This is a genomic window from Mesorhizobium sp. M1428, assembly GCF_040317515.1.
Lineage (GTDB): Bacteria > Pseudomonadota > Alphaproteobacteria > Rhizobiales > Rhizobiaceae > Mesorhizobium.
In genome coordinates, this window is sequence record NZ_JAMYKT010000055.1 from 1 (window position 1) to 11373 (window position 11373).

At 63.7% G+C, this 11373-nt stretch carries 12 protein-coding genes; 1 reads left to right on the forward strand and 11 read right to left on the reverse strand.

Annotated elements, in window-relative coordinates; all coding sequences use genetic code 11:
• Nucleotides 1-35: 35 nt before the first annotated feature.
• From phnE (NKG60_RS31830) to phnG, 11 genes are all read right to left on the reverse strand, one after another.
• On the reverse strand, nt 36-1403 hold the full coding sequence (gene phnE / locus NKG60_RS31830) for a phosphonate ABC transporter, permease protein PhnE (RefSeq protein ID WP_352668737.1): 1368 nt from the start codon (nt 1401-1403) through the stop codon (nt 36-38).
• Nucleotides 1404-1495: 92 nt separating this feature from the next.
• Nucleotides 1496-2452: a phosphonate ABC transporter, permease protein PhnE gene (gene phnE, locus NKG60_RS31835; RefSeq protein ID WP_352668734.1), complete on the reverse strand. Its 957-nt coding sequence runs from the start codon at nt 2450-2452 to the stop codon at nt 1496-1498.
• 166 nt (nt 2453-2618) lie between these two features.
• Nucleotides 2619-3527 carry a phosphonate ABC transporter substrate-binding protein gene (phnD, locus tag NKG60_RS31840; RefSeq protein WP_352668732.1) on the reverse strand — a complete coding sequence of 303 codons (909 nt, stop codon included), beginning with the start codon at nt 3525-3527 and terminating at the stop codon, nt 2619-2621.
• A gap of 90 nt (nt 3528-3617) precedes the next feature.
• On the reverse strand, nt 3618-4466 hold the full coding sequence (gene phnC, locus NKG60_RS31845; protein WP_352668730.1) for a phosphonate ABC transporter ATP-binding protein: 849 nt from the start codon (nt 4464-4466) through the stop codon (nt 3618-3620).
• Nucleotides 4467-4707: 241 nt separating this feature from the next.
• A complete protein-coding gene (locus NKG60_RS31850) occupies nt 4708-5325 on the reverse strand; it encodes a DapH/DapD/GlmU-related protein (protein WP_352668728.1) in 618 nt (205 codons plus the stop codon).
• Nucleotides 5322-6029, reverse strand: a complete 708-nt coding sequence (phnL, locus tag NKG60_RS31855; protein ID WP_352668726.1) for a phosphonate C-P lyase system protein PhnL — start codon at nt 6027-6029, stop codon at nt 5322-5324. The genes NKG60_RS31850 and phnL overlap by 4 nt, the downstream gene beginning before the upstream one ends.
• Before the next feature lie 2 nt (nt 6030-6031).
• Entirely contained in the window at nt 6032-6808 is a 777-nt protein-coding gene (phnK, locus tag NKG60_RS31860) for a phosphonate C-P lyase system protein PhnK (protein ID WP_065009749.1), read from the reverse strand.
• The gene (locus tag NKG60_RS31865) at nt 6805-7704 is read right to left on the reverse strand and encodes an alpha-D-ribose 1-methylphosphonate 5-phosphate C-P-lyase PhnJ (RefSeq protein WP_292665040.1); all 900 of its coding nucleotides are present in this window, start codon (nt 7702-7704) and stop codon (nt 6805-6807) included. Before NKG60_RS31865 ends, phnK begins: the two co-directional genes overlap by 4 nt.
• 265 nt (nt 7705-7969) lie before the next feature.
• A complete protein-coding gene (locus NKG60_RS31870) occupies nt 7970-9082 on the reverse strand; it encodes a carbon-phosphorus lyase complex subunit (protein ID WP_352976657.1) in 1113 nt (370 codons plus the stop codon).
• A gap of 1 nt (nt 9083) precedes the next feature.
• Complete coding sequence (gene phnH, locus NKG60_RS31875; protein ID WP_352668722.1) at nt 9084-9695, reverse strand: phosphonate C-P lyase system protein PhnH; 612 nt, start codon at nt 9693-9695, stop codon at nt 9084-9086.
• On the reverse strand, nt 9695-10156 hold the full coding sequence (gene phnG / locus NKG60_RS31880) for a phosphonate C-P lyase system protein PhnG (protein WP_352668720.1): 462 nt from the start codon (nt 10154-10156) through the stop codon (nt 9695-9697). The genes phnH and phnG overlap by 1 nt, the downstream gene beginning before the upstream one ends.
• 138 nt (nt 10157-10294) lie before the next feature.
• Between phnG and phnF the strand changes: the two genes are divergently transcribed.
• On the forward strand, nt 10295-11038 hold the full coding sequence (phnF, locus tag NKG60_RS31885) for a phosphonate metabolism transcriptional regulator PhnF (RefSeq protein ID WP_352976659.1): 744 nt from the start codon (nt 10295-10297) through the stop codon (nt 11036-11038).
• Nucleotides 11039-11373: the final 335 nt, after the last annotated feature.

The following is an 11373-nucleotide window of genomic DNA, read 5'->3' on the forward strand; positions in this document are numbered from 1 at the left end:
GCCGACCTCTCGCGAGATTTCGCCGCAGGGATGAGTCAGCCCTGGCTGGCCTGGATCCGGTTGTAGTCGTGGATCGTCCTGCTCAAGCGGCGGCGCAGGAAATTGGAAATGTTGTCGAAGATGAAAACGACGAGCAGGACCAAGAGCACCATGTAGAAGACATTGGCCCAGTTGGAATTGGTGCGCATCGCCTCCCAGAGCTTCAGGCCGATGCCACCGGCTCCGACGGCGCCGATGATCGTCGCGCCCCTGGTGTTGGATTCCCACTGATAGAGTGTCTGGCTGATGAAGACCGGGATCACCTCCGGCAGCACGCCATAGCGCTGCACCAGCAAGCCGCTGGCGCCCGTCGACTGGATGCCCTCGCGTGGCTTGTCGTCGATGTTCTCGAGGCCTTCCGAATAGACTTTGCCGAGCGTGCCGATCTCGGTGAAGAAAATCGCGGCGCTGCCGGCAAGCGGGCCCGGGCCGAAGGCGCGGGTGAAGAACAGCGCCCAGATCAGCATGTCGACCGAACGCATGAAATCGAAGAACCGCTTTAGCACTTGGCTGAGCATGCCGCTTGGGGTGATGTTGCGGGCGGCGAAGAAGGCGAGCGGGAAGGCAACGATGCCGCCGAGCAAGGTGCCGAGAAATGCCATGACGATGGTCTGGAACAGCTTCGTCCAGACGTCGCCATGCTGCCATTGGGCGTTGTTCCAGATATTGTCGGCAGCCAGCGCAATGTTCGATGTGCCCGGCTTGAGCTGGGGCCCGGACATGAGCAACGAGACCACCTCGCCGGGCGACTTGCCGAAAAAGGGCGAGCGTGTGTCGAAGACGAAATTCGCCCAGCCGAGGAAGCGCTTGCGGACCTTGACGCGATCGACGGTTATCCGGACCTCGCCGGCAAAGCCCATTCTGGCGACGATCTCATCGTCGTGCGCGGTGATCCACTCGGGCACAGGGCCGGATATTACGGGTTTGCCGCTGGTCAACGACACCGGCACCGCCTGGCCATTGGCGACCAGCGTCGCCTCGGCCTTGTCGAAGGTGACGGATTTGGCTCGGCCGTCGATCAGGATGGTGTAGGAGCCGTTGGCATTGGTGATGACCCAATCGGGATGCGGGTCTTCGCCGAGCGCCGAAAAACGCGGGTATCTGGGTGTGATCTGAGGCTGGTCGAGGCGGAATTCCGGCTGCAGATCGTAGCTGATCCATTGCGTCAGGAAGAGCGGCAGGCGCTCCCAGTGCGATTCCCTCAGAACTTGCGGCAGGCTGAAGAACCACAAGGCGTAGAGGAGGTAGAGCAGGATGCCGGTGAACAGGACCAGCGGGCCGAAGCGTTTGTACAGGGGCCGCCGGAACACTTGGGGAAAGCGCTCCTCGATCGCCTGAATCTCATCGGCGGTCATCGTGGCCATGGGCAGTCTTCGTGTTGATTTGCCATGATCTTTTCCAAAAACCGGAATCCACCCTCTGGCCAGGCCCGAGGGCATGCTTTTTGGGATCATGGTCAGGCGCCCATCATGAATGCCTGCTCGCCGACGAGCTTGCGGCGTAGCCAGGCAGAGAACTGGTCGACGAGGAAGATCGTCGTGAACAGCAGCAGCACCAGTGCAAGCGTTTTGGCGCCGAAGCCGCGCGAGATGGAGAGCTTCAGTTCCTCGCCGATGCCGCCACCGCCGACCGCGCCGATGATGGTCGAGATGCGGACATTGATCTCGATCCTGAGCAGAGTGTAGGACATGAAATTCGGCAGCACCTGTGGCAGGCCGGCGAAGCGCACGCGCTCGAACCAGTTCGCGCCGACAGCGCGCAGGCCTTCTTCGGCGCGCATGTCGATGTTTTCGTTGATCTCGTAGAAGAGCTTGCCGAGGGCGCCGATCGAATGCAGGCCGATGGCGATGATGGCTGCGACCGGGCCGGTCGAGAGGATGGCTGCGAACAGGCCGGCAATGACGATCTCCGGGAAGGCGCGAAGCAGTTCCATGAAGCGCTTGACGACGAGCCTGAGCACCGGACTGGGGGTCAAATTGCGGGCCGCGATGAAGGAAAAGGGCACCGCAAAGACAAAGCCGATGAAAGTGGAAACCAGCGCCACGTTAAGCGTGGTGAGCATCAGCTCGAAATATTCGGGTAGATAAAAGCCGCCCCAGAGATAGACGCGGCCAAGCGGGAAGTTGAACTCCTGGCTGCCCTTGTCGTGCGGCGATGCGATGTCGAACAGCGCCCGCCAAACGTCGTTCCAGTCCTTGGGAACAAGCCAGCTAAGGAAATCCAGTATGTGCGGCAGCCGATCGAAGAAATGTCCGGCATTGGCCTCGTCGGCGAACCACATGGCTGTGCACATGGCGACAAGCAGCAAGCCGATGCCGAGCGCCGTGTAGAACCGGCGCAAGGACTTCTGGCGTCGCCAGGCGTCTGCTACCTGCCGGACCGCGTCTGAACGAATTGTAGAGGCGAAGGTCATATGGGGTCACGAGCGGACACGCAAAAAGGGCGGCGACCGCATCGGCCCGAAAGTCGAAGTTCGACTTTCGGAAAGCACGATGCGGCATCTAAGTGTTAGAGCGTACTTTGTGCGTCCAAGTGGACGCACGTAGCTCTAATGGACGCCGCCCTTTCCGCAATTGTCGTCAGCCGCCGATCGCGGCTTTGCGGGCTTCGACGATGACGCTGTAGAAGTCCGGCTTCACCGGAACGTAGCCGGTGAAATCGCCGCCTTCGATGGCCTCGAAGCAAGGCTTGTCCTTGGCCGGCAGGCTGGTGAAGAAGTTGGCGAGCTTGGCGCTCATATCGCCGCCGAGCGCGGTGCGCACGACCAGCGGGCCATTCGGGATCAAGCCGGAGCGCCAGACTTCGACAAAATCGTTGGGGTCGACGGCGCCCTTGGCGACTTCCTTGTGGAAGGTGCCGGAGGTGTAGCCGTTCTTGAAGTCGCCGATGCCCGAGGAATCGTCAACCGCAACATCGACCTTGCCGTCGCGGACGGCGAGGAGGTTGTTCTCGTGGCCGCCATTGAACTCGGTCGAGGCGAAGAAGGTCTCGTTCGAAGCGCCCGTGTCCTTCGGGATCTGGGTCAGCGGGATCAGGTAGCCGGAGGTCGAATCCGGGTCGGCATAGCCGAGCTTCTTGCCCTTTGCCGACTTGATGTCGGTGATGCCGGACGACTTCAGCGCCAGGCCGATCGAATAATAGCCGGTCGCGCCGTCGGTCTGCTGGGTGGTGAGGATCGGGGTCACGGCGTTCGGATCCTTGAGGTAGACGCTGGCATAGCCCGACGCGCCAAGCTCGGCGAAATCGAGGGTGCCGCCGAGCAGGCCCTGGATCACGCCATCATAGTCGGCGGCCGGGAACAGCGAGACCTTTTCGAAGCCGAATTCGGACTTCATGTGATCGGCGAGGCACTGAAAGTTGCGCAGCCGGTCCGCTTCGTTTTCACCACCAAGGATGCCGATGCGGAATTCCTTGATATCCTGGGCGTGAGCGGCGCTTGCCGCGATGGCGAGCAATGAAACGGCGCCAAAAACCATCTTCCTGAACATTATCTCTCTCCTGTTGGTCCCGGCCTCGCGCCGGTAGCGTTCGAATTTTTTGACAGGTGCCTTTGACGCGGGCGGGCGATCAGGCCGTTCTCAGTAACCAGGAAACGCTGGCTCGAGCGGTCCGGCGGATGCAGCGATTTTCTGTTTGATGGCGACACTGGTCGAGGTGATGGCCTCGGAGATCTCGCCGCCATTGCCGTCGGCGCCGTAGACCGTGCGCACCGCCTCGCGGTTGAGGGCTTCGGGCGGGCCGTCGAAGACGACCTTGCCGGCGGCCATGCCGATGATGCGGTTGCAATAGGTGCGGGCCGTGTCGAGCGTGTGCAGATTGGTGATGACGGTGATGCCTTCGCGCAAATTGATGTCCTGCAGCGAATCCATCACCACCTTGGCGTTAAGCGGATCGAGTGAAGCGATCGGCTCATCGGCCAGCAGCACCTTCGGCTGCTGCATCATGGCGCGCGCAATCGCAACGCGCTGCTGCTGGCCGCCGGAAAGCGTGCCGGCAGGCTGCAGCGCGGTGCGGGCAATGTCGAGGCGCTCGAGGGCAGCCACCGCTTCGGCGCATTCGCCGCGGGAAAACATGCCGAACAGGTTGGACAGGGTCGAGCGGTGGTTGAGCCGGCCGAGCAGCACATTGGTCAGCACGTCGAGGCGCGGCACCAGATTGAACTGCTGGAAGATCATGGCGCAGTCGCGCTGCCATCGCCGGAGCGGCGAGCCGCGCAACCCGGAGACCTCGACGCCGTCGAACAGGATGGATCCCTGGCTCGGATCGATGAGACGGTTGATCATGCGCAGCAGCGTCGATTTGCCGGCGCCGGAGCGACCGATGATACCGACCATCTGGCCTTGCGGGATCGCGATGTGAACGTTGCTGACGGCGGTGTTCTTGCCGAACCGGCGGGTGACGCCGCGGATTTCGAGCGTAGCTGACATGGTGCAGGCTCCAGTCCAATCGCAATTGAAGGTCTATTAACCCTCGCTAGCGCAGCCACGTGAACCTGCGGTGTCGGAACGATGTCAGTTTTGTTAACGTCCACAGGCTGGAGCAGCGCGACCAATCCAGCGCGTGAATGGTGAATGGTGAATGGTGAATGGTGAATGGTGATAAGAAAGGCTTTCCTGAGCCTCGAAACCTGTCCGCTGCCCCCATTCACTATTCACCATTTCACGACCCTCAGCCGCCATACTTCTCCAGGAAAGCCTCCGCCGACAGCTCCCGAAAATCGTCGAGGGCGGCGCGCAGCCTTGCGTGGTCCCAATCCCACCAGGCGAGCGCCTGGTAGCGCTCTGCGGTGCGGCGGTCGAAGCGTTCGCGGATCGGCTTGGCCGGCACGCCGCCGACGATGGTGTAGGGAGCGACGTCCTTCGACACCACCGCCCCGGCACCGACCGCCGCGCCGTCGCCGACGGTAATACCGGGCAGGATGGTCGAGCCATGGCCGAGCCAGGTGTCATGACCGATGGTGACGCGTTTGGCGCGGCGCTGAGCGAAAAACTCGCTCTCGTGTTCGGCGTCGTCCCAATAGTCCGAAGCGCGATAGGTGAAATGGTGCAGCGTCGGCCGCCAGGTCGGATGATTTGTGGCATTGATGCGGACGCTTGCGGCGATGTTGGCGAATTTGCCGATCGTCGCGCACCAGACGCCGCAGTCCTGCATCATGTAGGAATAGTCGCCGATTATGCTTTCGGAAACCCGGCTGCGCTCGGCGATCTCGGTCCAGCGGCCAAGCGTCGAGTTCTCGACTTCCGCCGTCTCGTGGACCAGCGGCGCCTCCGACAGCTTCCTGGTCATGCGGCGATTTTCCCGGCAGCGAAGGCGGTCACGTCGATGACGCGGTCGGCGACCGCCTCACGTACGTCGTGATCGTGGAAGATGCCGAGCAAAGCGACGCCCGCCGCCTTCTTGGCGGCGATCAGGGAAATCACCACGTCGCGGTTCCTGGCGTCGAGCGAGGCGGTCGGCTCGTCGAGCAGCAGGATCGGATGGTCGGTGATGAAGCCGCGCGCGATGTTGACGCGCTGCTGCTCGCCGCCGGAGAAGGTTGCCGGCGGCAGCGCCCAGAGTTTTTCCGGCAGGTTCAGCTGCGCCAGCAAGGCGCGCGCCTTTTCGCGCGCGACCTCGCGCTCTTCGCCGCGCTCGACCAGCGGTTCGGCGACGACATCGAGCGCCGAGACGCGCGGTACAGTGCGCAGGAACTGGCTGACATAGCCGATGGTGAGCCGGCGCACCGCAAGCACGGTGCGCGGGCTGGCCGTGGCGAGATCGATGAGCCCACCCTCATGCTGGACGATGATCTGGCCTTCATCGACGGCATAATTGCCGTAGAGCATTTTCAGGATCGAGCTCTTGCCGGCGCCGGACGGGCCGCCGAGCACGGCGCATTCGCCGGCCCTGATCGCGAACGAGACACCGGCGACCACCGGCAGTTTGATGCCGTCGCGCAGATGCATGGTGAAGCTCTTGGCGACATCGGAGACAACGAGCGGGGTTGCCATCTTCACACCTGCAGAATGGAAGAAACAAGAAGCTGGGTGTAGGGCGCGCGCGGATCGTCGAGGACGCGGTCGGTGAGGCCGCTTTCGACGACGCGGCCGTCCTTCATCACCATCATGCGCTGCGACAACAGCCGCGCCACGGCGAGATCGTGGGTGACGACGATGGCAGCGAGGCCGAGATCGGTGACAAGGCCGCGCAGCAGGTCGAGCAGGCGCGCCTGCACCGAAACATCGAGGCCGCCGGTCGGCTCGTCCATGAACACCAGCCGCGGCCCGGTAACGAGATTGCGGGCGATCTGCAGGCGCTGGCGCATGCCGCCGGAAAAGGCGCGAGGCTCGTCGTCGATGCGGTCTTCGTCGATCTCGACGCGCGACAGCCAGTCGACGGCCGTGGCGCGGATTTTTCCATAGTGGCGGTCGCCGACCGCCATCAGCCGTTCGCCGACATTGGCGCCGGCCGACACCGTCATGCGCAACCCGTCGGCGGGGTTCTGGTGGACGAAGCCCCAGTCGGTGCGCATCAGGAAGCGGCGCTCGGCCTCGCTCATGCGGTAAAGCTCACGGAACTGGCCGTCGCGCATGCGGTAGCTGGCGGTGCCTGAAGAGGGCAGCAACCGCGTCGACAGGCAGTTGAGCAAAGTTGTCTTGCCGGAACCGGATTCGCCGACCACCGCCAGCACTTCGCCCGGCCAGAGGTCAAAGGTGACGTTCTCGCAGCCGACCCGCGAGCCGTAGAATTTGGACAGCGCCGAAACGCGCAGCAGCGGTTCGTCGGTCATTGCGCCGGCTCCGTTTTTTCCTGGGCAAGGGGGGTCTCGGGCGCAAGGTGGCCGCGATGGCCTTCGGCCCGCCGCTTCTCGCAATGATCCGTGTCGGAGCAGACGAACATGTGGCCGCCATGGTCGTCGAGGATGACTTCGTCGAGATAGACGTTCTCGGCCGCGCACAGCGCGCAGGGCTGGTCGAAGGTCTGCACCTCGAACGGATGATCCTCGAAGTCGAGGCTGACGACGTCGGTGAAGGGCGGCAGTGCATAGATGCGCTTTTCGCGGCCCGCGCCGAACAATTGCAAAGCCGGCGAACGGTGCATCTTCGGATTGTCGAATTTCGGTGTCGGCGACGGATCCATCACATAGCGGCCCTCCACCTTGACCGGATAGGCATAGGTGGTGGCGATGCGGCCGTGCCTGGCGATGTCCTCGTAGAGCTTCACATGCATGAGGCCATATTCCTCCAGCGCATGCATTTTGCGCGTCTCCGTTTCGCGCGGCTCGAGGAAGCGCAGCGGCTCGGGGATCGGCACCTGGTAGACCAGCACCTGGCCGGCACTCAGCGGATACTCGGGGATGCGGTGACGCGTCTGGATGATCGTCGCCTTCGCCGTCTCGGTGGTGACCGCGACATTGGCGACCTTCTTGAAGAAAGCGCGGATCGAAACCGCATTGGTGGTGTCGTCGGCGCCCTGGTCGATGACCTTGAGCACATCGTCCGGGCCGATGATCGAAGCCGTGACCTGCACGCCGCCGGTGCCCCAGCCATAGGGCATCGGCATTTCGCGCGACGCGAACGGCACCTGATAGCCAGGGATGGCGATGCCCTTGAGGATGGCGCGGCGGATCATCCGCTTGGTCTGTTCGTCGAGATAGGCGAAGTTGTAGGTGGCGATGTCGGTCATGGCGATCGCTTCCGCTCTGTGCTACCGAATTGAGTTCCAAGACACGTAAAAGGGGCTGGGCTCCGATGACCCCGATCGGATGGATGCGCCTCGGAATACTGTTGCTGGTGTTCGTCGGGGTGGTTGCCTTTGTGCTTCGTAGAATGGTTCTTCCTGAGCCGAGGGAAGGCGCGCAAGGCGAGACCGTCGGCAGCAGTAGCGGTTACGGCGGATCCGGAGGCCATTCCCCAGACGGGGGAAGTCACGGTGGTGGAGCTAACTGAAGTCATTCCGCGGCTTGCCTCTTCTCTTCGCCCTTGCCGGCATTTTCGCGAGCGTCGTGCTCGGCGCGCATGCGGCGCACGAGGTCGAGCTCGGCCTGGAAGTCGACATAGTGCGGCAGCTTCAGATGCTCGACGAAGCCGGTCGCCTGGACATTGTCGGAATGCGAGATGACGAACTCCTCGTCCTGCGCGGCGGCAACGACGTCCTCCCCGAACTCCGAGGCGCGCAGCGCGCGGTCGCATAGCGCCATGGCCATCGCCTTGCGCTCGCTCTGGCCGAAGACAAGGCCGTAGCCGCGGGTGAATTGCGGCGGCGCCTTGGCCGAGCCCTTGAACTGGTTGACCATCTGGCATTCGGTGACGCGGATGCTGCCGAGCGGCACGGCAAAGGGCAGTTCCGGCACGTCCAGTTCGAGTTCGACCTCGCCGATGCGAACCTCGCCGACGAAGGGATGGTTGCGCGCGTAGCCGCGCTGGGTGGAATAGCCGAGCGCCAGCAGAAACCCCTCGTCGCCGCGCGACAGCGCCTGCAGGCGGATGTCACGCGCCATCGGGAATTCGAGCGGCTCGCGGGTGATGTCGCCGGGGACATGATCACCTGGCATGTCGCCGTCGGGCTCGATCAGGCCTTCGCGGGCGAGGATGGCGGAGACGCGCGGCATCGCCTCCGCTTCGCCGGCACGCTGTTCCGGTTCGGCGACATCGCCGCCGGCGGCAAGCTCGGGATCGAGCAGCCGATGGGTGTAGTCGAAAGTCGGGCCGAGCAACTGGCCGCCGGGCAGGTCCTTGTAGGTCGCCGACACGCGCCGCTCGACCAGCATCGTGCCGGTGTCGATCGCCCTGGTGTAGCCGAAACGCGGCAGCGTCGTGCGATAGGCGCGAACCAGGAAGATCGCCTCGATCATGTCGCCGCGCGCCTGGACGATGGCCAGTGCCGCCAATTCCCTGTCGTAGAGCGAACCTTCGCTCATCACCCGGTCGACGCCCAGCGCCAGCTGCTCGACGATCTGGTCGAGGCGAAGTGCGGGCACCGATCGGTCGCCGCGCCGGCGGTCGGCGAGCAGTTTGTGAGCATTGCGAATGGCCGCTTCGCCACCCTTTACCGCAACGTACATGCTATGCCTCCATCGTCTTGATGCGCGTCGTGCGCGGCAGGCAGGCAATCGCGTCGGACGTGGCGAGGATGATGTCGACGCCACGCGGAAAGCGCTGATTGTTCTGCTTCCATTGCTCGACGAAATGACGCGGCATTTGCGCAGGCGCGATCGTCGCCGTCTTCTCGATGCCGGGGCCTTCGAGCAGCAGCGGAGCGCCGGAGACGAGATCGCCGACCCCGAGAATCAGCGTCGTGGAACGGTCGGGATAATCCTGGGTGCCTTGCGAAAACCCGTCGAGCGCCATCATCTCGGCCGCCGTGGCGATCAGCGCGAAATGCGCGTCGGCCGGGGTGTTGGCCAGCGGCGCCCCGGTATGGAAGCCAAGCCAGGATTTCACCGCTGCCGATCCCTGCAAGGCCGGGTCGAGCCAGAGCGGCGTGTCGTTGTCGCACAACGCCAGCGCGACGGCCCCGGCGGTGGCCGATAGCGGCGCCGGCGGGTGGGCGAGGGCCGGCAGCGGCTGCACGCTGCCCGGCCGCGCCATCGCGTCCATGACGGCGCGGAATACGGTCTGGGCGTTGAATACCGGATCGGCGAAGCCGCCTTCGATGGATTGAGTGGCGATATCCATCAGTCTTCTCCGCGCACCATGGTGAAGAAATCGACCTTGGTCGCAGCCGTCTCGGCGCGGCGCTGGTCACGTGCCTTGGCCAGTGCGGCCTGCAAGGGCGCGACGACCTTGGTCTCGACCTCGTTGCGGTGGGCCGGGTCCTGCCAGAGCGCGTCGGCGATTGCCGCCAGCCTTGCCTTCTGCTTGTCGCGGCCGAGCGCATAGCAGTGGCCGACATGGCCGGACGCAAGCCGTACCGTGGCACGGGTGACCGTCGCCTCGCCGACATTGAAGGGAGCGCCGCCGCCGCCGATGCGGCCACGTACCGTGACCAAGCCGGTTTCGGGGCCACGCAGAAGTTCCGCTTCGCAAGGCAGGCCGGCTTCGTCCCACAGGCGGACGATGTCGTCGCCGGTCGATTGTGACAGCGTCGCCATCACGGCCTTGCGCTCGGCCTGCTCTCGCGCTTCCCGTCCTCGCATGGTTAATAGTCCCTTGTCACCAAAAACTTGTCTATTGATATAGACAACTATACAAATTATATCTATTTTCTAATGCGTGTCCATGACGAGTGCATGACACGAGGAAAATGTCTGGGGCAAAAAAGATCGGGGGCGGAAATGATCGGACAAGCCAACAGCATCGAGCGGCGCAGCGGTGTCGCGCTGTGGCGACAGATCGCCGACCAGATCCTGCATTCAATCGCCGTCGGCGATTTTCCCGAGAATGCCGCGCTGCCGCCCGAGATCGCGTTGGCCGGACGCTATGGCGTCAACCGTCACACGGTGCGCAGCGCTATCGCAGCGCTGGTGCAGGAGGGCGTGCTCAGGGCGGAGCAGGGGCGCGGCACCTTCGTGCTGTCGCGCAGGCGCCTGTCCTATCCGATCGGCGCCCGCACCCGCTTTTCCGAGGGATTGCAAGGACAGGCGTCCGAGCGGCATATCACCTTGCTCGCGTCATCGGTCGAGCCCGCCGACCGTCGTGTCGCAGAGGGCTTGGGCCTTGCGAAGGGGGCCGATGTGATACGCCTGGAAACGCGCGGCGAAGCCGATGGAATGCCGGTGTCCCGCGCGGCCGGCTGGTTCGATGCCAGCCGCTTTGCCGGCATCGATGCCGCCATGGCGGAAACCGGTTCGATCACCGCATCGCTGGCACGTTTCGGCATTGACGACTATCTCCGGCAATCGACCGTGCTGTCGGCGCGCCATGCCGATGCCGCCGACCTTGCTGACCTCGACCTGCAGCCCGGCGCCATCGTGCTGGTCACGGTCGCCGTCAACGTCACGCCCGACGGTCGGCCTATCCAGTTTTCGGAGTCACGCTTCCCGGCCGAGCGGATCGAGCTCAAACTGTCGGCGCTGTAGGTAGTGCCGGCCGGTACGAGACCGTGATTTATCTGACTCACGCTGATATCATACCGGCTCGGTCGCGCTTACTTATCAGCGGCTTGGCGTTTGAGGACCGCCTTCCCCCACTCCGTCTCGGCTTCGCCGAGCCACCTCTCCCCCCTCCGGAGGGAGAGGAAGGGAGCCCGCTGACGGCGGGAGAAGGAGGGAGTCTGGTTGAGGAGCGTTGGCTGCAATAGGCTCGCACCCTTCCTCTACCCCGTCGATCGCTATCGCATTCACACATCTGGGTTGCGCTTTGCGGCGAAGCTCGATTCTATTTCGGCCGGAAAAGCCGAAGGAGGGTTGAATGA